This window comes from Nitrosomonas limosa (genome assembly GCF_054188085.1).
In genome coordinates this window covers 142,490-163,436 of sequence record NZ_CM135180.1, presented here as the reverse complement: position 1 = coordinate 163,436, position 20,947 = coordinate 142,490, and the positions used below count along the sequence as shown (strand labels likewise).

Genomic DNA, 20,947 nt, shown 5'->3' with positions numbered 1-20,947 from the left:
TCCCGGATTCTCAATGCCTTACAGCTCTTTTTCTTACTTTGGATGCTCCAGGTTGCAAGAACTCTGGATCATTTTTTGGTTCGATCGCATATTCAGATTGATAGTCCAAATTTTCGGTAGGAATGAGGATTGTCACTTTGGTACCTTTTCCCGGTTCTCCCATAATGTGAAAATTCCCTTTTAACTGCTGGCAGCGCTCACGCATTCCACGAATCCCGAAAGATTCATGTTTTCCCATATCGAGATCGGTAATTCCTAGTCCATTATCAATAACTTCGAGCAAAACGACCTTATCTAATTCGACCAGTTTGACCTGTATATGCGTTGCGCTTGCATGTTTGGAAATATTTGTCAGAGTCTCCTGGAAAATTCTGAAAATTGCAATTGAGAGATCCGAATCTATCGAAATTTCATCACTGCTGCAGGACACCCGGCAAACCATACCCGTTCGGTTACTAAACTCCTTGGCTTGCCACTGCACCGCCGCAACTATCCCACAATCCAGAATTCCAGGCCGTAAATCCAATGAAATCCTTCGCGTGCTATCGATCACACGATCAACGAGAGATTCAATGGATTTTGCCTTCTGTTGATAAAATTCGATGGGTCTGGCTGCTGAATCCAAGAACGGAAATAACTCACATTTAATAGCCGTTAATGTCCCTCCAATATCGTCATGAATCTCTCTTGCGATCCGGGCGCGTTCCTGCTCTTTTACTTTTTGCAGGTATGAAGACAATTCTGCAAGTTGTTCACGGGAGCGGGCAATTTCACGTTCGGCGAGTTTATTGCGGGTAATATTAATCATAATACCGTCCCAAAGCGTCGCACCATCAGGCATTCTTCTGGGTGTTGCCCGTAAGCTAATCCACTTAATATCGCTATCACCTTTAACTTGAATACACCCTTCCCAATTCCACGTTGAAAGTTGTTTGGCTGATATCATCATCAATTGATCGTAGTAAACTCGATCATCCGTCAGAATCAATTCTGGAAATAAACCAGGATTGCTAATCAGCATTGATGGCGACAGTCCTAACAGGGTTTCGCTGGCATCGCTCACATATAAAAAACTTGCCTGGTGATTAGCATTCAATTGAAATTGAAAAACAACGCCCGGAAGATTGGATGTAATAGCCTGAAACAGTTCTTCGCTTTTTTGCAGTGCAGATTGTGTTGAAATAAACCGCTGATTATTTTCAAATTCATTGATGCTTCGTCTTATCACAGGAACTAATCTGGCTAGATCTGCTTTTGTCAAAAAATCATAAGCACCTAATCCCATCAGATACTCGACTGCTTCATCGCTCACTTGATTGGATACAACTATCAGTGGAATGTCGGGTTTAATTCTTTTAACAATCCCAAGCACTTGTTTTGCGGTGAGTTGCGGCAAATTATTTTCAGAAAGAATTACATCCCAAGCCTGCGCTTTAAGTGCAGCTTCCAGATCTTTTATCGTAACGACACACACATATTCAGTTTGAAAACCACCTTCAGCAAGGATTTCTAAAATCCGAGTCACATCCTCATCCGAGGATTCAATCATCAATACTTTTAATGTCATGTCACGAATCATCTGAGTTCTTCATCCATCAAAGCCGATATCATGTCAACTAATAATATTCACAATTAACTACCTGAATATTTTTTCGATTTTACAAAACAATCACAATTTATAACATACTTTATACCATGAATTTCCATTATTAATTCAAATATTAGATATAAATCATGAAGGTAAATTCCTAAACTTTTCAAAACGCTTTCCGATAACTGCAAGCAACGGTGGTTGTATACCCTCTTGGATTGCGGGGCATGCCAGCGTATTAAAGGCAATAGTGCCTAAACTAGATAGTTGAAAAAAGGAGAACCCAAATGCCACAAATTATTAACTCTAATGTCGCCTCATTGAATGCGCAGCGTAACCTAAACACTTCACAAAATGCATTAAATACTTCATTAACTCGTTTATCTTCAGGCTTGCGAATTAATAGCGCCAAGGATGATGCGGCGGGTCTCGCAATTTCTGAAAGGATGACTTCACAAATACGCGGTTTAAATCAAGCTGTTCGAAATGCTAATGATGGTATTTCTCTCTCACAAACAGCGGAAGGCGCGTTAGGTGAAATCGGAGCAAACTTGCAACGTATCCGCGAGCTGGCCGTTCAATCTGCGAATGCTACCAATAGTGCTGGCGATCGAGCTTCGCTCCAAGCTGAAGCTGCGCAACTGAGCGCTGAAGTTACTCGTGTAGCCAGCCAAACTCAATTTAACGGCCTAAACTTATTGGACGGCTCGTTCTTGAATCAAAGCTTCCAAGTCGGTGCTAATGCCAATCAAACGATCAATATTGCATCAATTTCCGATGCAAGAGCAACTGCATTAGGCAGCCACATACTGACCACTAATGGTACCGCAATGGGGACAGCAACCGCTGCTGCCGCTGCTGCTGCTGCCAATGGTGTAGCGGTTGAGGCAGGTTTAACACTTGCCAATAACAAAGGAGTCACCGGCAACATCAGCTATTTGGTTGGATCCGATGCAAAAGCCATTGCTGCCGCCATCAATACAGCTGCTTCCGATATTGGTATCACAGCAACCGCATCCAACAGTGCCACTCTTGGTAATTTATCAGGAACTGGCACTACTGCGCTAACAATCAATGGCAGCACAGTTTCTGCTTCAGTAACTGATACCTCTGATCTAAGTGGTTTGGCTTCCGCTATTAACGGATTGCAATCCACTACCGGCGTCACCGCCTCATTCGCTTCTGCGACTGATAAATCGGTAATTACCCTGTCAACCGCTGATGGTCGAGACATCGTATTAGCAGATTTCACAAATGGCACTGAAACTGCTGATATCGTCGCCGGTTCAACTACACGAACACTAACCAGTGGTGGTAATGACTCATCAACCGTCACGGGTACTGTTGAACTTACGAGTTCCTTCGGGCAGATAACTGCTGCGGGTAGTAACGCCACTGAATTTGGCGCCACCTCCAGTTCTTTTAACTCGGTTGCCACTTTAGATATTTCTTCTGCAACCAACGCACAAACAGCGATCAGAACATTGGACGAAGCATTAAAATCCATTAACAGCTCACGTGGTGACTTGGGTGCGATTCAAAATCGCTTTAGTTCAACGATTGCAAACCTGCAAACCGCATCTGAAAATCTCTCAGCTTCTCGCAGCCGGATTCAAGATGCCGACTTTGCTGCAGAATCAGCAAACCTTACGCGCGGGCAAATTCTGCAACAAGCTGGTGTTGCAATACTGGCACAAGCAAATTCACTGCCTAACAACGTACTCTCTTTATTACGTTAAAAACAAACTTAAAATTGCTTTAAAAACAGCTGGAAGAGCCCGGAAACCAATAGAATCCATGCTCTTTCAGCAATAAGGAGTCAGATCATGACTATCAATCAATTAAATGGAACCAATTCTTCGCCTGTTCCACCATTAACAACAGCCGCCAGAAAAGTGTCAGGATCAAGCACGGAAAGTGCCGCATCAGCTGTCCCAATCGTAGGATCAAAAATTGGCAATATTGTGGAATCCGCAGAACAAGTAAAACAAGCCGTCCAAAAAATTCAAGGGACTGTCAATAATCTGGCACAAAATTTGCGGTTTTCGATTGATGAAGATACTGGAAAAACAATTATCAAAGTAATGGACGTACATACCGAGGAAGTTATCCGGCAGATTCCAACAGAAGAAGCAGTTAAGATCGCACGTACACTAGATAAAGTTCAAGGTCTGCTGTTCAACGGCAAGGCATAATTAAATATAGGTGAAGTTTTCAAATGCTAGCATCACCAGGAATTGGATCAGGTTTAGATATTAACGGAATCGTTAGCAAATTAATGCAAGCGGAAAGCCGCCCACTTACTGCACTTGATAGCAAAGAAGCTAAGCAACAAACACAATTAACCGCATTCGGCAGCTTGAAGGGAGCGTTATCTTCATTTCAAAATAGCCTTACTGCACTCTCGAGCCCGGCAAAATTTAACGCAATATCGGCAAGTATTACCGATAACACATTAGCTAATGTCAGTGCAACATCTGCTGCGGTAACGGGGAGTCATTCGATCGAAATTCAGGCTCTCGCACAAGCGCAAAAATTAAAATCCGCCAATTTTTCCACAACTGATGCAAACGTCGGAAGCGGCACCATTACCATACAATTTGGAACCTACAGTGCGGGCACATTTACACTGAATCCTGAGAAATCAGCAAAATCAATAACGATTTCTTCTGGAAACTCGTCACTCGCAGGTGTTCGAGACGCGATTAATCAAGCTAAAGCAGGGGTAACTGCCAGTATTATCAATGACGGCTCCGGTTATCGTTTAGTAATCGCCTCGAACGAAACCGGCCAAAGCAACGCGCTGAAAATAACAACTATCGATAATGACTTAACAAACACCGATAATTCCGGTTTATCGCAGCTTGCATATGATGCTTCAACGGGTGGTACAACCAATCTGACTCAGACCGCCGCCGCAAGTAATGCTTCTCTAGTTATTGACGGTATTTCAATTAGCAAAGCCAGTAACAAAATAACAGATGCTATAGAAGGTGTCACATTGGATCTGTTAAAAACAAATGCTGGCACTACCACAACACTAAATCTGGCACGAGATACTGCTGGCATTAATAGTGCCATTAGTGCGTTTGTAAAAGCATTTAACGATCTTAATAAAACAATTGTTGATGTCTCAAAGTATGATGCCGCGACTAAGAAAGCATCCATTTTAACTGGAGATTCAACAGTTCGTTCAGTGCAAACCCAAATTCGCAAAGCCATTTCTGATCCATTAACTACTGCTGGAGGAGGACTAAGCTTATTATCGGAAGTGGGTATTTCTTTCCAAACAGACGGAACTCTAAAATTTGACTCTAGCAAGTTAACACAAGTTTTAAATGATCCAACAAAAGATATTTCAACATTATTCGCTTCGGTGGGGAGAACAAGTGACAGCCTTGTATCGTTTGTAAGCGCTGATTCAAATACTGCAAATGGTAAATATGCTCTTAATATCACTCAACTTGCAACACACGGTACCGCTATTGGCAGCACCGCTGCTGCATTGACTGTTAATACAGGAATTAATGATTCATTAAATTTTACGATTGATGGAGTCAATGCCAGTATCACGCTTGCTGCAGGTACTTATACTGCGAGCTCGCTAGCTGCGGAACTTCAATCCCGAATCAATGGAGTATCTGCAATATCTTCAGCAGGATTAAAAGTTACTGTTAGTCAATCCACCGGGATATTGACGGTAACTTCCGAAAAATATGGCTCGGAATCCTCTGTAAAAATAACTGGGGGAAATGGAAAGGCAGATCTTTTTGGCACTCCTGTTGAAACCGATGGAGTCGATGTCGCAGGAACGATTAACGGGGTTGTTGCAACAGGCTCCGGTCAAACACTTACAGGTGCAGCACAAAGTAGTGGTCTGATCCTTAAAATCACTGGAGGCAGCACGGGTAGTCGTGGAGATATTGATTTTGCACATGGTTTTGCTCAAAAACTAAACAAGATAGTTGATGGCATGCTAAAGGGAAAACTGATCGATAGCCGCATTGATGGTATTAATGCATCCATTAAAGATATTGAAGTTCAACGTGAAAAATTACAGCTTCGACTCGAAAATACTGAAAAACGTATACGTGCACAATTTACCGCTCTCGATGCAACAATTGCCAGTATGACCCAGACCAGTAATTTCTTACAACAACAATTATCCAAACTACCAAGCACAACAAATAATTAGACACGATGCGAGGAGAATGAATATGTTTACCGCTACGAACTCTGCGATTTCTGCCTATCAACGGATTGGCGTTGAAACAAGCGTTGAGTCTGCAAATCCTTACAAACTTATCTTGATGCTATTCGAAGGAGCGCAAGAGGCTTTAAATAGAGCAAAAATGCATATGCAGCTTAACGAAATTGCAGAAAAAGGACAAATGATCTCCAAAGCCATCATGATTATTGATCATGGCTTAAAAGCAAGTCTTGATATGAACGCTGGGGGAGATTTAGCAATTAAATTACAAGCGCTTTATGACTACATGACGCATCAGCTGTTAATCGCCAATATCCAAAACAACGTAGAAAAAATCACCGAGGTTAATAAACTTCTATCAGAACTCTACAGCGCATGGAAAGAGATTGGACAGTTTGCAGAAACTCAAAAATAATTACCGCTAAATAAATGGTTTTAAAAAAGGCACTCAATACAATGAACAGCTCTCAAACACTCATGACATATAATGCAATACTCACCATTACCGGAAAAATGCTAATTGCCGCACAAAATAGTGAATGGGATCAGCTAACCAAACTTGAAAAAGAGTGCAGGCAATTGACTGAATTATTAATTATAAATGACCCGGAACCAATTCTAGACGAACAACTTCTTCAGAAGAAAGTAAAAATAATCCATCAAATCCTAGCTGATGACGCACAAATTAAAGCGATTACGGAACCTTGGTTGAAAAAACTTGAAGACATGTTAAATACTACTGATCGCTCCTATAGCATACAACAGGCTTATCAAACCTTCAGTTTATAGCTGAATCCACCAAAGCAGGCTGCAAAACCTAGCTGAACTCAAGATAGATAAGTTGCCGTGATTCCCTCGATCCCAAAAATCGAAATACCTCATGTTACTTCACCCCCTATAAAGCCTATTACACCGGTAACACCGGTATCAGCGATTGCGCCTGTCTCGAGTGCAGTAAACGAATTTATACCAGGAGAAAAATATCAAGCTGTAATTGAAGCGCGTTTATTAAACGGAAATTCACAGGTTCTTGTGGCAGGCCAGCACCTACAAATGCGCTTACCTGAATACTTACAGCCAGGACACAAGCTGGAACTCGTATTTAGCTCAAAAGAACCGAATTTAAAATTCCTCCTTCTGAATGAATCCCAACCCGGTGCCGACAAAGAAATATCAATCAGCATCACAGGCCGATTCCTTGGCAATCTTATACAAGATGTTTTGCAACAAGCTGCAACAAAGCCATCTCTATTACAATCAATTCATTCTCCTGCCCTTAGTAGCTCAGCACCTATTCTGAGTGAAAATCTTATAAATAAGACTGAATTACCCGGTTTATTGCAAAAAGCAATTGTGCAAAGTGGATTATTCTATGAATCACATCAAGCACAGTGGGTCAATGGAGAAAACAAGCTTGAAAATTTGCAGCAAGAACCTCAAGGAAAACTAATGGTGTTATCAATGGATTCATCGCCAACTAAAACGGGAGTGACTGCAACTCTTAACTCTGATATGCCCGTGCATAACCAGATAATTCCGTTAGTTCAGCAGCAACTTAATACACTTGAAACAGGTCATCTGCTGTGGCGAGGGGAAGTTTGGCAAGGTCAATTAATGGAATGGGAAATTGATGAGCATCCACAAAACGATGACAATCGAAACGATAATGATCCCGCTGAACAATGGCGAACGAAAATAAAACTATCAATGCCGCAGCTTGGTGAAATCATCGCCACCATTGGATTCAATTCAAAAGGCATAAAAATTAGCTTGCAAACTTCTGAAGCTGAAACCGCCAATCTCCTGAAAATCAATCAGACGCCATTTACTACTGACTTAAAATCGGCTGGATTGAATATTCAATCTGTTGAAGTTCAGCACCATGGAACGGAATGAGTCACACCTAACCGCAGTTGCTCTTGCATACCGGGAGGGACAAGTTGCGCCCAAGGTAGTTGCGAAAGGCCGCGGCTTGATCGCTCAAGAAATTATTAAACGTGCAAAGGAAGCTGGCATCTATGTGCATGAATCCAGTGATTTGGTTTCACTGTTAATGCAAGTTGACCTAGACGATCGCATTCCCCCACAACTTTATGTTGCGGTTGCAGAGCTGCTTGCGTGGCTTTATCGTTTGGAGCAAGGTAAAACAAACTCATTATCCACTCATATTAAAGATACAGTGCAAAAAAATCTTGGGAAAATATAGCTATGCAAATCTCAAATCAAAGATCTGAAACTTCCTCAGTATTGGAACCAACACAATTTACACAGGAAGACAATAGTGAAAATTTCCGGATACACTCGGAAATTGACATTCTTTTCATTCTTCGTGAAATCATGCAGGCAAATTCTCTGATTACTGTCTATCCAAATTATGATAGCGATTTCATCTTGTCTTCCATTCTTGCAATTTATCCAGATAAAAAACAAATGATTATTGATTATGGCGCCAATGAAAAATGTTGCCAAAAAGCGCTGCAATCAGAAAAACTGGCGATAGTTACCACACAAAATAGGGTAAAAATAGAATTTGTTTGTAATCAAATCAGAAAATTGCAATTTGACGGCCAGGATGCTTTTGCCATCAACATACCTGAATCCCTCTTACGCATCCAGCGCCGGAGTCATTTTCGTATAACCACACCGATTGCAAAACCATTGAAATGCGTTATCCCAATTCCTGGAACAAGCTCTTCTAACGCAGAGGTAGCACTACTGGACATCAGCTGCGGTGGAATCGCTGTTATTGATCAACACCCTGTCATCAACTTCGAACCTGGCACTGTTTATAACAATTGCCAGATTGCACTCCCTGAAGTTGGCACTATCACTGTAAATATTCAGGTAAAAAATACCTATGAAATTACACTACGCAGTGGTCAAAACTGCTTTCGTGCCGGATGTCAATTTATTGAACTAAAAGGAAACATGCAGACATTGATTCAGCGTTATATCATAAAACAAGAGCAAATCAGAAAAAACAAATGATTGCAGATCAATCCTTACGGCTTAGATAATTTGAAATCGCAACAAATTTCTCCAAGGGTAAATTTTCTGCTCGGATCCCGGGGTCAATCTTCAACGCTATAAAATCTTCCGAGTTCAAATAGTGATACAAAGCATTACGAAGAGTCTTACGTCGCAACGAAAATGCAGCCGTAACAATTTTTGAAAATAACTCCTCGTCAGTGGCTAATACGATAGGATTCATCTTTGGAATCATGCGAACCACAGCCGATTCAACTTTAGGCACCGGATTAAAAGATGCAGCAGGTACATCAAGCACACATTCCATATCGAAGCGGTACTGCAGCATTACTGAGAGACGGCCATAATCAGAAGTATCGGGTGCTCCGACCATGCGTTCAACCACTTCTTTCTGCAACATAAAATGCATATCGTGAATATGCTCTGAAAATTGGCTCAAATGAAATAGCAATGGAGTTGAGATGTTATAAGGCAAATTTCCAATAATTCTAAGTTTCCTGCCTAAGCTCGAAAAATCGAATTTAAGCGCATCCGACGTAAAAATGGTCAATTTCTCCGATGCAAGCTCGTGATGAAGCCAAGCCGAAATATCACGGTCAATTTCAATCACATCCAGATGATCGACCATCCGGAGTAACGGTCTGGTTAACGCACCTAAGCCAGGGCCAATTTCAATAATCCGATCAACCTTCTGGGGATGAATTTCTGAGATTATTTGCGCGATAACCGATTGATCGATTAAAAAATTCTGACCAAAGCGCTTGCGCGGATTATGTTGAAATTTCACAGCACAGCCTGATTCCGTGCCACATGCACAGCCGCTTCTATCGCTGTCAGTAAGCTCCCGGCATTGGCGCGACCAGTACCGGCCAATTCCAACGCCGTGCCATGATCAACCGATGTCCGAATGATGGGCAATCCGAGGGTAATATTGACACCTTCTCCAAAGCTGGCATGTTTTAATACGGGTAGCCCTTGATCATGATACATCGCAAAAACGCAATCGTATTGCTTTAGCTGCACCGGGCTGAACAATGTATCGGCAGGCAGCGGACCTGCTAACTTCATACCTTCTGAGCGCAGCTTATCCAGTACCGGAATAATCACATCGATTTCCTCTCGGCCCAAATGACCGGACTCGCCTGCATGCGGATTGAGTCCTGCGACAGCAATACGGGGGCTGGCTATGTTAAACCGCGTTACTAGATCGCGCTGGATGATGCGCAATTTGCTTTCGATACCCTCTGCAGTAATAGCGGCTGCAACATCCCGAAGCGGCAAATGCGTTGTTGCCAATGCCACTCGCATGTTACCGCCAACCAACATCATCACCACGGCGCTCTGCGTCAATTCGGCCAAATACTCAGTGTGCCCAGAGAATTGGATGCCTGCATCATTAATCACGCCTTTATGAACCGGCGCCGTCACCATGCCATGCATCGCTCCTGTTTGACATGCAGTTACAGCATGTTGCAATGTCGCCAATACATAACGGGCATTCGCACAATTTAACTTCCCCGCGACTGCAGGTTCCGCTAACGGAATATGAAAAAATTGCAAGCTGCCGGGTTGATGCTGAGTCGGCGAAACTGTTGCAATGTCAATAAGCTTTAAGGGTAATTTCAGTTTCCGCGCCCGTTCCAGCAACATATCACCGTCCGCTATCACCACCAGCTTGCATGATAACGGTCGTTGCGCAATTTGAACGCATAAATCGGGGCCGATTCCGGCAGGCTCGCCAGCGGTCAGTGCCAGTGCAGGAACAAATTCTTCGCTCACAATTCTTCGTCCAGACGATATTCCACGTAAGCTTGATCGCGTAACTGCCTCAACCATTCCTGAATAACCACGTCGGCCTTCCGGGTGCGTATTGCTTGCCGCGCCGTTTGCCGACGCCGGTCAAGACTAATATCCTGCGAACGGCGCTCCAGCACCTGGATCAGGTGCCAGCCAAATTGTGTTCTTACAGGCTCGCTGATCTGCCCCGGCAACAATTCATTCATGGTGCGTTCAAAGTCAGCCACGGTATCCCCCGGCGAAAGCCAGCCAAGATCACCGCCGGCAGAAGCACTGGAATCCTCAGAATAAAGCTTGGCAACTTCTTCAAAATTTTCGCCATTATCCAATCGTGCTTTGATCGCAAGAATTTTTTGCTTACCTTCGTTTTCAGAAGTCAGTTCGTTAATTTTTATCAGTACATGGCGCGCATGGGTTTGATCGATAATGACTGTCGGCACTTCCTGGGCGCGCCTGCCCAATAATTTGAAAATATGAAAACCATTCGGACTTTGAATCACGGGGGTAATTTCATCTAATTGCATGGATTCGAGCAGTTGCGCAAAAGACGGCCCTAGCTGAGCAACCGGACGCCATTCGATAATACCCCCGTTCCTGGCATCGGCAGCATCTGAATATTCCGCCGCTACCTGTGCAAAATCCGCGCCTTCTTTCAGTTTCTTCAGCGCCGTTTCCGCTCGATCAGCTCTTTGCTCTATTTGACTGCTATTCATATTCTCTGTGACCAAGACCATGATGTGCGCCAACCGGAATTCTTCTTGACCGTCACTGCTCGCCTCTTGAGTTTGCAGATAATTATCGACTTCCCCTTCCGTCACGTTCACTTGATTCTTAACTTCTCGATCCTTGAGCCTTGTCATAATCATTTCGTCTCGGATTTCCTCACGAAACTTGCTATAACTGACACCTTCATTTTCCAGCGCGGCATAAAATTCGGGAAGCGACAACTTATTATCTTCAGCAATGCGCTGAATAGTCTCATCCACTTCGCTTTCGGCAACAGATAGTCCAACTTCTTTAGCATGTTGAAGTTGAATGTGCTTAGTGATCACCGATTCCAATACTTGATTTTCCAGTGCTTGCTGTTCGGGTATGCGCATCCCTTGCTGTTGTAACCTAGCAACCGTCATTTTAATTGCTTCGTCAAGCTCCTGTCGGGTGACAACGTCTTCGTTGACCACCGCAACAATATGATTGAGTGGTTTGGGGGCAGGTAGGAAGGCTAATTCTTGGGCACTGACAGGAATAGAAAAGCTGCTGATAATAAAAAATAAAATGCAGAAATTGAATCTCTTATGCATAAAATAGCGATACTTGAAGTAAGATTGCAATCAATCGAATCAATGAACGCTGGTATAACCCGGAATACTCTGTTGCAATACTTGCAATGGATTGTTGCCGATTCCCATCAAACCCTTCAGTTCCAATTGTACGAAAAATGCCGTCGTGGTTGTTTGTGTAGCTGTAGTCAAGCGTTGCATCACAAGCCTAAGCGCCCAACAGCAGGTGTTATACTCGAGACCGGCTAATCCAGCCAGAATCTTGTCGTCCTTCAGCGAGTAATTGACTCTCGTCACGCCATGCCAGTTCCCGTACAGCGGCCACTGAAAGGACGTATCGACCTGTTCCAATACCTCGCGGGAAAAACGATAGCCAAAGTTGAGTACTTTCCCTGGCTCCGGCTGATAACTGATACCGCTACGGATTTTTTCAACCCAGCCTCTGGATTCATCCATCTGAATATTGGAATCGGTGCTGAGCGTCGGTGTCAAACGGCCGGATACCGCAGCAACAAAATCATTCCTGCCGCTGGTAACCTGTGGAAAAGGCAAGGTAACCCGCGGATCGGTAAAATTGATTTGCTGGCCCACGGCAATGCGCAAGTGCTCGATACCCGTTTCTTTTTCAATAAACCGCGACGTTAAAGCCAGCACTGTCCGGTTCGCATCATTAATCCGGTCTCCGCCGCTGAAACGATTCTCGGTAAGAATCTGGGCAAAACTGAAGTCATTGATTGCGGAATCAAAATTTGGCAAATAACTTTGATTCCGGTAAGGTGCATAAACATAAAACAAGCGCGGTTCCAAGGTTTGCACAAAATCCCTGCCGCCCATCTGCATTTGACGGTCAAACGCAATACCGCTGTCCAAGCTTACGATCGGAACAGCGCGATTAATGTTTTCCCCTCGGTCGTCAACCGGTGCGGCCAAATTATAGTGCGTATAATGCAAACCGAATTTCGGCGTTATATATCCAAATTCATTTCGCAAGGGCGCGCTGACAGTGGGATACAGGATCGTCCGGTTGCCATCGACCAGCGTTGGATGATAAAAGTTCGTCCAACTGCTCTGCATTTCAAAATCCAGTTTACCAATATTATATTTTTTTGCATTTAAGGCTAGATGCGGTAGCCGCTCATAGGGAGAAACAAACAATGCAAAAGGATCCTGCAATGTCTGGAAGCGCTGCGCAAAACCGGTGAAATGAACTGTCCCATCATTTCCCAGCCGCCCGTTATATGTAAAACCGCCCTGTTGCGACAGGTTGGTCAAACTGGTTTGCGCCAGATTCGGAGTCAGTTCGCGGAAATAGCGATCATCGGATACTTGATTATAGTTCAAAAAACCGCGCCAACCACTGGCAAGGCTTTGTGTATGTGTATACAAAACACCCCAGCGGGTTTGATTGGTATGTATATCATGCGGCAAAATATCAAACAGCAAATGGCCATTCATATTATTGCTGCCGATATACCGCATTTCATTACTGAGTAAGAAACCACGTTCGGTCATGATACGGGGAGTAACGGTCGCGTCCAGGTTCGGTGCAATGTTCAAATACACCGGCAGCCCCATATCAAAACCGGTTCTGGCATTATAACCGGCAACCGGTGCAAGCAATCCCGATTTCCGCTGTCCGCTATAGGAAAAATCTAACCAGGGTGAATACAAAATCGGCACATCTTTAAATACCACCTGCACATGCTTAGCGGTACCGACTTCTTTTTTATTGTCGACTTCCAGTTCCTTGGTACGCAAATACCAATCATGATTTCCTTCCGGGCAAGTCGTGTAACTGGTTTTCTTCACCCGGTAATGATCTTTTCCTTCGAACAGCAAAATATCACCGGAACCGCGGCCTTCGCCTTCTTTCATCGAATAGCGCGGCTCGGTCAGATGCCCTACCTCGGTTTGCATATTCAATTCCAGGTGCTTGCCTTGCAACACGTCTTTAGGTCTTTCCAGACGGATATTCCCTTCTACTTCGGTGTCCTCGGACTGTTCATAGTACTTCATGCGATCGGCAGTGAGCACATTATCACCATGATGCAGCACGGCATTACCGGTCGCTTCGATTTCTTGCTTGTAATAGCCTTTAATGTAATCGGCTTCGATTGATACAGGCTTCTTTTGAGGTTTGACGATGGATTTTTTTTCATTTTCCACTGGATGAGAGGGTCGCTTACCCCAACTGGTCAGTGGCAAAATCAGTAAAAATACCAAGATGAGTATACTGTTAATAATTCGTATATTCATTCTGAAACTAATACTGGGAATCCCAATTGAATAGGTTTAATTGCATGCTCCACTTATTATCCAATGTATTCACCCGAATCTTATCAACATTTAGCGGATCTGATTAATTAATTTGCAAGCTATTGTACTATTTATTTCAGTACCCTATCCATCAAAAATCAGTCATTGCATGCGATAAATCATGCATTCGAAGGATTTATCTCGCACGAAACATAAAGTAAACCGCACCAACCATACACAAAGCAGCCCATAAATAATCCAATTTCAGCGGTTCTTTTAAATACAACAGCGTGAAGGGCACAAACACCGATAACGTAATTACTTCCTGCAAGATTTTAAGTTGCGCAACGGATAAAACCGTAAAGCCGATCCGGTTGGCGGGAACCTGTAACATATATTCGAAAAATGCAATGCCCCAACTGATCAAAGCAGCAATCACCCATGGTTTGTGATTGAGCTCCTTTAAATGCGCATACCAGGCAAACGTCATGAACACGTTGCTCATGGTGAGCAGAAGTATCGTTTGCCAAATCTCACGCAACTTTTATATTCCCAAATCCTGCCACATCGCATCGACGCGCTTTTTAACCGCTTCCTCCATCACGATCGGTGTTCCCCATTCCCGATTGGTTTCTCCCAGAAATTTATGAGTCGCATCCAGCCCCATTTTTCCGCCCAATCCGGAAATCGGGCTGGCGAAATCGAGATAATCGATCGGAGTGTTTTCCACCAGCAAGGTATCGCGTACCGGATCGACCCGGGTGGTAATCGCCCAGATGACTTCTTTCCAATCGCGCACATTGATATCGTCGTCAGTGACGATAATGAATTTGGTGTACATGAATTGCCGCAAAAAACTCCAGATACCGAACATCACACGTTTGCTGTGGCCAGCATACTGTTTTTTCATGCTGACCACCGCCATACGGTACGAACAACCTTCCGGCGGCAGATAAAAATCGGTGATTTCCGGGAATTGTTTCTGCAGCAGCGGCACGAAAACTTCGTTCAACGCCACCCCGAGAATGGCCGGTTCATCCGGCGGTTTACCGGTGTAGGTGGAATGATAAATCGGGTTACGCCGCATCGTGATGCGATCAATGGTAAATACCGGAAACGTTTCCTGCTCGTTGTAATAACCGGTGTGATCACCATAAGGACCTTCCAATGCAGTCTCTCCGGGATGGATCGCGCCTTCGAGCACAATTTCGGCGCTGGCAGGAACTTGCAAATCATTACCGATGCATTTCACCACTTCGGTTTTCGCGCCACGCAATAAACCGGCAAATTGATATTCGCTCAAACTATCCGGCACTGGTGTCACCGCGCCCAGAATGGTCGCGGGATCGGCGCCCAGCGCGACTGCCACCGGGTAGGGCTTGCCTGGATTGAGCAAGCAAAATTCACGGAAATCCAGCGCACCTCCCCGGTGCGCCAGCCAGCGCATAATCACTTTATTAGCACCGATGACTTGCTGCCGGTAAATGCCTAAATTCTGCCGGGTTTTATTCGGCCCTCGCGTCACCGTCAAACCCCAGGTGATCAGTGGCGCGACATCACCTGGCCAGCAAGTTTGCACCGGCAACCTGTTCAGATCAACGTCACTGCCTTCCCACACAATTTCCTGACACGGCGCACTTCCTAATTCCTTCGGCGCCATATTCAATACTTGCTTCAACACCGGCAACTTGTCCCAGGCGTCCTTGAGTCCTTTTGGCGGATCAGGCTCTTTTAAATACGCCAGTAATTTTCCAACGTCGCGGAGTGCTTCAACTGATTCCTGTCCCATTCCCAACGCTACCCGCTTGGGCGTGCCGAATAAATTACCCAGTGCTGGTATGGAATGTCCTTTAGGATGTTCAAATAATAGCGCCGGTCCTTGCGATTTCAGAACACGATCGCAAATTTCCGTCATTTCCAACACGGGATCAACAGCCGCGACGACTCGTTTTAGTTCGCCCATCGCTTCCAATTGCGCTAAAAAATCACGCAAGTCTTTATAGTGCATCGCAAATCCTTAACGTGGAAACATCAGAAAATCAAGCGCGATACCGGAAAATATCGTCATACCCACCCAGTTATTGTGTAAAAAAGCTTTGAAACACAAGGCCCGGTCACGGTTGCGAATCAGTGAGTATTGATAGGCAATCAAAACCACCGCAACTGCCAACCCGGCGTAATAAACCCAATTCATTGACTGCAATTGTCCGATGACCGCCATGATCGCGATAAAACAGCTATGGCATGCCATCACCCCCAGCACGTCAAACTGACCAAAAGTAATCGCCGAGGTTTTAATGCCGATTTTCAGATCATCGGGTTTATCCACCATCGCATAGGCGGTGTCGTAGGCAATCACCCAAAACAAATTGGCCAGCATTAAAACCCAGACAATCGCCGGCAAGCTATCGGTTTGCGCGGCGAACGCCATCGGTATGCCAAAACTGAAAGCAATACCTAAATAAGCCTGCGGCATCGCAAAGAAACGCTTGGTGAACGGATACGAAGCGGCTAAAAAAAGCGCCGGAACGGATAAAATAATGGTCAATTGATTCAACGGCAGAATCAGCAGAAATGCAATCAGGCTCAATCCCCCCGCCAGCAACAGAGCTTCCCTGGAGCTGATCCGGCCCGCCGCCATCGGCCGATGCTTGGTTCGTTCGACATGCGGATCAAAATCACGGTCTGCATAATCATTGATGACGCAACCAGCGGATCTCATCAGCACCGTGCCGAGCACAAAAATGACGAAAACATGCCCGTCGGGCAATCCTTGAGCAGCAAACCATAGCCCCCAAAGCATCGGCCATAACAACAGCAGGATGCCAATAGGTTTATCCAGGCGCATCAATTGCGCATAGGTTTGAATTCGTTCTGCCATGCTCATAACGGTAAATCCAAAATACCCGGTAAAAAAACTTCGGTTACTAAAAGCGATTGCCCATGCAACGTAAACAACGAACGTCGCGCCCACAAATGGGGTGGCTTGGTTGACAGCCGGCGGCAGGCGCGATCATACAGAAAATGTCCTCGTCCGACTTTTTTATACACCAAGGGAGTGCGTTTAATTTTCGGGTTCGTAAACAAAACGGTACCGAGCGATTTATTGCCCAAGCCGCTTAAACCTCGCCAAGCACCACGTAAATTTTTGCGCGCCACCACCGAATGCGCAAACACCACCGGTTTCTGGTCGCAATAAAGGTAAACTTCCCGCACCATGGCCCACTCACAAGGGCGTAATTGCAAGATACCCAGTTCATCGCCATACACTCTGCGTAACGACTGAAACACCGGTTGCACAAAAAAATGCGAGCAACGTTCCTGAATGCGACGTGTCAAAGAACCGCGATCTTGCAACCAAATACGCTGAGGATATGAAACCGAGGTCAATGCCGCATGCCATGCCAACGGATACGCTTTATTCATCTGGGTAAAGCGATTTCTTCAAAAGGTTGCATGATAAAAATACGGTCCGGAAGCGGAAACAAAGTCGCTAAAAAGTTGAAACATGATTATACAACAGTCTTTGCAAAGGAATTACAAAGCAAACCCAGCCATACAGAATCGTTCGAACAAATTTTCGTTATCACATAAAATGCTCGAATACCGCAGGAAATTTTACAATTTAGACTTTATATAATTTTCCTGACTTAGAACCATGTTAAATTTATTTCTGACAACTAAGTTAAACTCCAATACCCGAAAACTTATGCAGTTTTTTTCCACTTTCAGCAACCTGCGAACACATTGAATGAATAACCCCCTGGAAAAATTAGAAGTCTTTCCCTGGAATGAAAATCTTGATACCGGAATCGCGATTATTGATGCGCAACACAAAAAGCTTGTTTCGCTGCTTAATCAACTGGCCGGTACACTGGCGCGCGGCAATCTGGTGGAAACCAATGATATTTTTACCAAACTGACAGAATACGCCGAATTTCATTTTGAAACGGAAGAAGCGATCTGGGCCGAGCATTTAGGGGATGATTCCTGGCTCTCCTCTCATCAGCTTAGTCATTCCTCGTTTCTTCCTAAAGTGCTTGAGCTTAAAGAAAGCGAGGCCACTCAGTCACATGCCGAGGTGATTGAAAGCATTATTCTTTTTCTGATCCGCTGGCTAGCATTTCATATTCTCGATAGCGACAAGCGCATGGCATTTTTTATACAGTACCGCGACAAAGGTTTATCTTTCGATGATGCGAAGATCGCATCGGACAAAAGAATGAGCGGTTCGATCCGGCTCGTGATTGAAACGGTCATGCGCATGTACGATAGCCTGTCTTCCACAACACTGGAATTGATGCGTGAAAGCCACAAGCGGCTTGCGATTGAAAAAGAACTCCACAAAACCAACAAGCAGTTACTCAAAGCCAACTTAAGATTGGAATCGCTGGCGATCACGGATCAACTCACCGATCTCTACAACCGGCGGCATTTTAACAATGTATTTGCTCGCGAATTGAAAAGAGCCAAACGCGACAAAATTTCGCTGGCTTTGATCATGCTGGACATCGATCACTTCAAGAAAATCAACGATCAACTTGGCCACAGCGCTGGCGACCGGGTGTTGATCCAAGTGGGTCAGAAGCTAAAAGAAATTTGCCATCGACCCGGCGATTTCCCTTTTCGCCTCGGTGGTGAAGAATTCTGCATTCTCGCAGCCAACCTGGACCATCAAGGTACTGCGGAATTTGCAGAGATCATTAGAAAAGAAATCGAGGATCTGAATATTCCCAATCAATACATGAGCACTCAGCAATATTTGACCGTATCAATCGGTTGCATTACGCAAATCCCCGGCAAGGCGGATACGATCGACAGCTTCATGTCGGTGGCGGATACCCGCTTGTATCAGGCTAAAGAACTCGGGCGCAATCGCGTTGTATGTGACGTTTAGTCACCAGCTTCCAGCGACCGGCACACCTTCAAACTAACAAATCGTTCACCGGCTTCAGAACCTCCGGCCGATCGGGGTCGTCGATCAATTCCAGCAGATTAATTTCGATATTCCGGGAAATTGCAGTCAATGGCAGATCGTTCGGTTGCAATCCGAAAGGATTTTCAATTTCATCGCCAATCGCATCCAGTTCAAAAAACGCATAAGAAATCATCAGTACTACCACCGGTGTCAGCACACCGGTCATTTCAACCAGACCGAATGGCAGAAACAAACAATACGCCGCAACAATGCGATGAATCAATACCGAATAGCTGAACGGAATCGGGGTGTTTTTGATACGTTCGCAGGCGCCCAAAACATTTGAAAATTCGTTGAGTTGCGCTTCCATAAAAGGATGATTGAACTCACCCAGCCACTGGCGCTGCCGCGCCGCAGCCAAATCCCTGCTGAGTTGTTGCAAAATCGCCAACGGGCGATGCGCTGACGCAATCGCTTTGGAGAGATCATCCGTAGGTAAAAATTTCTTCAGGTCTTCCGCCGGATCCTCGTTACGCAAATGACAGCGCAAAGCATGCGTAAAAGCAACGATACGTTTAACAAAAATCGTACGGAATTGCTTAACTTCCTCATGATCCCGCTGCGAATCGATCATATGACAAGCCTGTCGCGTCAGACTGCGGGTCGTATTGACCAAGGTTCCCCAAAGCTTACGGCCTTCCCAGAACTTATCGTAGGACGCGTTATTGCGAAACCCTAAGAAAACACCGACCGCTACGCCTATCAACGCAAATGGTGTGGTTGTGAGGGTATATTTCTGGATGCCGTAATACATTTCCACATACGTCACTACCATCGCAACCATGGTCACGCCCAAAATCCGCGGCCAGGTTTCCGTTAAACTACTGCCGCGAATTTGAAACAGCAATCGCAACCATGACACTTTCTCTTTAACAATCACTCAGTAACTACTCCCTCTAATAATTGATGGGCGATTGGATTAAATATCAGCGCCGGCGATAAATATCCAATATGCGAGCATATCAGCTCATTATTACTAGAAGCGTAACAGAAAATTGGCAAGCGAAGAGTCTTGCCGGATGGAGTATAAAAACTTCGATGCTATATTTCGATGTTATTTTATATTTCGATGCTATTTTTTAGGAAATATTCCCGTTGAATCGGACAATCCGGTGAAAGGGGGATACCCGGAATATCCCCCATTAATGGAAATTAATCGCCAGTATCAGTCCATGCGGCGGCGCCACAGCGTGAAACCCAAGAGTCCTAACCCGGTGAGAAGCGTTGCATAGGTTGCCGGTTCCGGAACAGCCGATACCGATATATTATCGATCGCAGTATTGAGAATGCCGCCATCTGTTGTGGTCCAGCGAAAAGCTGTAATGGGTGTGCTACTGGTGATTCCAACATAAATCAATGCACCGCCAACCGGATTGTCGAGATTAAGCGTGTCCAGTAATGTACTTCCGTTAAAAACACTTACAGTACCGGGACCAAGTCCGTTCAGATAGCCGTTAAAACCCACGGCCGATTGTTCGATTGCGAAAGTCACCAGAATATCTTCATCACCCGAAGTAGTCAGAACATGCTCGGTCACTGGATTGAGATTGGTGCCAAAGTTGTTATACGGTACGCCGGTAACTACCAAATTGGGCGCATGGATCGGCGCAAACGGCGTATAGGTGGCAATGCCTCGCGTAATCGAAGAAAAAATATTCGTATCTTTCGGTGTAAATGAAGTGAAATCTTCTATCAGTGTCGTACTGGCGGCTGCATCAAAAGCTGCTTTTGAATCATAAAAAGTAACCGCTGCCACCGCTGATTCAGCAACAAAGCTCATTGCAGCAAAAAAAGCCACTGGAATAATGGGTTTATTCATTCTGAAATACCTCCAAATAACATTAAAT

20 protein-coding genes are annotated in these 20,947 nt (G+C 44.7%); 9 read left to right on the top strand and 11 right to left on the bottom strand.

Annotated elements, in window-relative coordinates:
- Positions 1 to 10: 10 nt before the first annotated feature.
- Entirely contained in the window at positions 11 to 1,567 is a 1,557-nt protein-coding gene (locus tag ACV7NC_RS00715; RefSeq protein WP_458153504.1) for a histidine kinase, read from the bottom strand.
- A gap of 311 nt (positions 1,568 to 1,878) precedes the next feature.
- On the opposite strand from ACV7NC_RS00715, the gene ACV7NC_RS00710 reads away from it, so the two are divergent.
- The 8 genes from ACV7NC_RS00710 to ACV7NC_RS00675 all read left to right on the top strand — a co-directional run bounded on the left by ACV7NC_RS00710 (position 1,879) and on the right by ACV7NC_RS00675 (position 8,789).
- Entirely contained in the window at positions 1,879 to 3,330 is a 1,452-nt protein-coding gene (locus tag ACV7NC_RS00710; protein ID WP_458153503.1) for a flagellin N-terminal helical domain-containing protein, read from the top strand.
- 87 nt (positions 3,331 to 3,417) lie between these two features.
- The gene (locus ACV7NC_RS00705) at positions 3,418 to 3,786 is read left to right on the top strand and encodes a flagellar protein FlaG (protein WP_458153501.1); all 369 of its coding nucleotides are present in this window, start codon (positions 3,418 to 3,420) and stop codon (positions 3,784 to 3,786) included.
- Between the two features lie 23 nt (positions 3,787 to 3,809).
- Complete coding sequence (gene fliD, locus ACV7NC_RS00700; protein ID WP_458153500.1) at positions 3,810 to 5,786, top strand: flagellar filament capping protein FliD; 1,977 nt, start codon at positions 3,810 to 3,812, stop codon at positions 5,784 to 5,786.
- Between the two features lie 22 nt (positions 5,787 to 5,808).
- Positions 5,809 to 6,216: a flagellar export chaperone FliS gene (gene fliS / locus ACV7NC_RS00695; protein WP_458153499.1), complete on the top strand. Its 408-nt coding sequence runs from the start codon at positions 5,809 to 5,811 to the stop codon at positions 6,214 to 6,216.
- 14 nt (positions 6,217 to 6,230) lie between these two features.
- Positions 6,231 to 6,590 (top strand): flagellar protein FliT, encoded by a 360-nt coding sequence (locus ACV7NC_RS00690; protein ID WP_458153498.1) that lies wholly within the window; start codon positions 6,231 to 6,233, stop codon positions 6,588 to 6,590.
- A 57-nt stretch (positions 6,591 to 6,647) separates the two neighbouring features.
- Entirely contained in the window at positions 6,648 to 7,697 is a 1,050-nt protein-coding gene (gene fliK / locus ACV7NC_RS00685) for a flagellar hook-length control protein FliK (RefSeq protein ID WP_458153497.1), read from the top strand.
- Complete coding sequence (locus tag ACV7NC_RS00680; protein WP_458153496.1) at positions 7,684 to 8,007, top strand: EscU/YscU/HrcU family type III secretion system export apparatus switch protein; 324 nt, start codon at positions 7,684 to 7,686, stop codon at positions 8,005 to 8,007. The genes fliK and ACV7NC_RS00680 overlap by 14 nt, the downstream gene beginning before the upstream one ends.
- Positions 8,008 to 8,009: 2 nt before the next feature.
- Complete coding sequence (locus ACV7NC_RS00675) at positions 8,010 to 8,789, top strand: flagellar brake protein (protein WP_458153495.1); 780 nt, start codon at positions 8,010 to 8,012, stop codon at positions 8,787 to 8,789.
- Positions 8,790 to 8,796: 7 nt separating this feature from the next.
- Here ACV7NC_RS00675 and rsmA read toward each other — a convergent pair whose 3' ends face one another.
- The 8 genes from rsmA to ACV7NC_RS00635 all read right to left on the bottom strand — a co-directional run bounded on the left by rsmA (position 8,797) and on the right by ACV7NC_RS00635 (position 17,548).
- On the bottom strand, positions 8,797 to 9,576 hold the full coding sequence (gene rsmA, locus ACV7NC_RS00670; protein WP_458153494.1) for a 16S rRNA (adenine(1518)-N(6)/adenine(1519)-N(6))-dimethyltransferase RsmA: 780 nt from the start codon (positions 9,574 to 9,576) through the stop codon (positions 8,797 to 8,799).
- Positions 9,573 to 10,568 carry a 4-hydroxythreonine-4-phosphate dehydrogenase PdxA gene (gene pdxA, locus ACV7NC_RS00665; RefSeq protein ID WP_458153493.1) on the bottom strand — a complete coding sequence of 332 codons (996 nt, stop codon included), beginning with the start codon at positions 10,566 to 10,568 and terminating at the stop codon, positions 9,573 to 9,575. The genes rsmA and pdxA overlap by 4 nt, the downstream gene beginning before the upstream one ends.
- Positions 10,565 to 11,887, bottom strand: coding sequence for a peptidylprolyl isomerase (locus tag ACV7NC_RS00660; protein WP_458153492.1), 1,323 nt, complete (start codon positions 11,885 to 11,887; stop codon positions 10,565 to 10,567). The genes pdxA and ACV7NC_RS00660 overlap by 4 nt, the downstream gene beginning before the upstream one ends.
- A 39-nt stretch (positions 11,888 to 11,926) precedes the next feature.
- Positions 11,927 to 14,122 (bottom strand): LPS-assembly protein LptD, encoded by a 2,196-nt coding sequence (locus ACV7NC_RS00655; RefSeq protein ID WP_458153491.1) that lies wholly within the window; start codon positions 14,120 to 14,122, stop codon positions 11,927 to 11,929.
- Between the two features lie 196 nt (positions 14,123 to 14,318).
- Positions 14,319 to 14,627, bottom strand: coding sequence for a DMT family protein (locus tag ACV7NC_RS00650; RefSeq protein WP_458153490.1), 309 nt, complete (start codon positions 14,625 to 14,627; stop codon positions 14,319 to 14,321).
- Positions 14,628 to 14,666: 39 nt separating this feature from the next.
- Positions 14,667 to 16,130: a 4-hydroxy-3-polyprenylbenzoate decarboxylase gene (gene ubiD, locus ACV7NC_RS00645; RefSeq protein ID WP_458153489.1), complete on the bottom strand. Its 1,464-nt coding sequence runs from the start codon at positions 16,128 to 16,130 to the stop codon at positions 14,667 to 14,669.
- 9 nt (positions 16,131 to 16,139) lie between these two features.
- A complete protein-coding gene (gene ubiA, locus ACV7NC_RS00640) occupies positions 16,140 to 17,009 on the bottom strand; it encodes a 4-hydroxybenzoate octaprenyltransferase (protein ID WP_458153488.1) in 870 nt (289 codons plus the stop codon).
- A complete protein-coding gene (locus tag ACV7NC_RS00635) occupies positions 17,006 to 17,548 on the bottom strand; it encodes a chorismate--pyruvate lyase family protein (RefSeq protein WP_458153486.1) in 543 nt (180 codons plus the stop codon). The genes ubiA and ACV7NC_RS00635 overlap by 4 nt, the downstream gene beginning before the upstream one ends.
- Before the next feature lie 325 nt (positions 17,549 to 17,873).
- On the opposite strand from ACV7NC_RS00635, the gene ACV7NC_RS00630 reads away from it, so the two are divergent.
- Complete coding sequence (locus ACV7NC_RS00630) at positions 17,874 to 19,019, top strand: diguanylate cyclase domain-containing protein (protein WP_458153485.1); 1,146 nt, start codon at positions 17,874 to 17,876, stop codon at positions 19,017 to 19,019.
- Positions 19,020 to 19,047: 28 nt separating this feature from the next.
- On the opposite strand, the gene ACV7NC_RS00625 is transcribed toward ACV7NC_RS00630, so the two are convergent.
- Positions 19,048 to 19,980 (bottom strand): bestrophin family protein, encoded by a 933-nt coding sequence (locus ACV7NC_RS00625; RefSeq protein WP_458153484.1) that lies wholly within the window; start codon positions 19,978 to 19,980, stop codon positions 19,048 to 19,050.
- A gap of 285 nt (positions 19,981 to 20,265) precedes the next feature.
- Positions 20,266 to 20,919, bottom strand: a complete 654-nt coding sequence (locus ACV7NC_RS00620) for a PEP-CTERM sorting domain-containing protein (RefSeq protein ID WP_458153483.1) — start codon at positions 20,917 to 20,919, stop codon at positions 20,266 to 20,268.
- Positions 20,920 to 20,947 lie beyond the last annotated feature (28 nt).

What these genes read in the sequence shown, in the direction of transcription:
- ACV7NC_RS00715 (WP_458153504.1), bottom strand. Translation starts at nt 1,567, where the DNA reads ATGACATTAAAAGTATTGATGATTGAATCCTCGGATGAGGATGTGACT.
- fliD (WP_458153500.1), top strand. Translation starts at nt 3,810, where the DNA reads ATGCTAGCATCACCAGGAATTGGATCAGGTTTAGATATTAACGGAATC.
- ACV7NC_RS00710 (WP_458153503.1), top strand. Translation starts at nt 1,879, where the DNA reads ATGCCACAAATTATTAACTCTAATGTCGCCTCATTGAATGCGCAGCGT.
- ACV7NC_RS00650 (WP_458153490.1), bottom strand. Translation starts at nt 14,627, where the DNA reads ATGAGCAACGTGTTCATGACGTTTGCCTGGTATGCGCATTTAAAGGAG.
- ubiD (WP_458153489.1), bottom strand. Translation starts at nt 16,130, where the DNA reads ATGCACTATAAAGACTTGCGTGATTTTTTAGCGCAATTGGAAGCGATG.
- ACV7NC_RS00675 (WP_458153495.1), top strand. Translation starts at nt 8,010, where the DNA reads ATGCAAATCTCAAATCAAAGATCTGAAACTTCCTCAGTATTGGAACCA.
- ACV7NC_RS00660 (WP_458153492.1), bottom strand. Translation starts at nt 11,887, where the DNA reads ATGCATAAGAGATTCAATTTCTGCATTTTATTTTTTATTATCAGCAGC.
- ACV7NC_RS00705 (WP_458153501.1), top strand. Translation starts at nt 3,418, where the DNA reads ATGACTATCAATCAATTAAATGGAACCAATTCTTCGCCTGTTCCACCA.
- fliS (WP_458153499.1), top strand. Translation starts at nt 5,809, where the DNA reads ATGTTTACCGCTACGAACTCTGCGATTTCTGCCTATCAACGGATTGGC.
- ACV7NC_RS00630 (WP_458153485.1), top strand. Translation starts at nt 17,874, where the DNA reads ATGAATAACCCCCTGGAAAAATTAGAAGTCTTTCCCTGGAATGAAAAT.
- ACV7NC_RS00690 (WP_458153498.1), top strand. Translation starts at nt 6,231, where the DNA reads ATGGTTTTAAAAAAGGCACTCAATACAATGAACAGCTCTCAAACACTC.
- ACV7NC_RS00635 (WP_458153486.1), bottom strand. Translation starts at nt 17,548, where the DNA reads ATGAATAAAGCGTATCCGTTGGCATGGCATGCGGCATTGACCTCGGTT.
- ubiA (WP_458153488.1), bottom strand. Translation starts at nt 17,009, where the DNA reads ATGAGCATGGCAGAACGAATTCAAACCTATGCGCAATTGATGCGCCTG.
- ACV7NC_RS00620 (WP_458153483.1), bottom strand. Translation starts at nt 20,919, where the DNA reads ATGAATAAACCCATTATTCCAGTGGCTTTTTTTGCTGCAATGAGCTTT.
- ACV7NC_RS00680 (WP_458153496.1), top strand. Translation starts at nt 7,684, where the DNA reads ATGGAACGGAATGAGTCACACCTAACCGCAGTTGCTCTTGCATACCGG.
- ACV7NC_RS00655 (WP_458153491.1), bottom strand. Translation starts at nt 14,122, where the DNA reads ATGAATATACGAATTATTAACAGTATACTCATCTTGGTATTTTTACTG.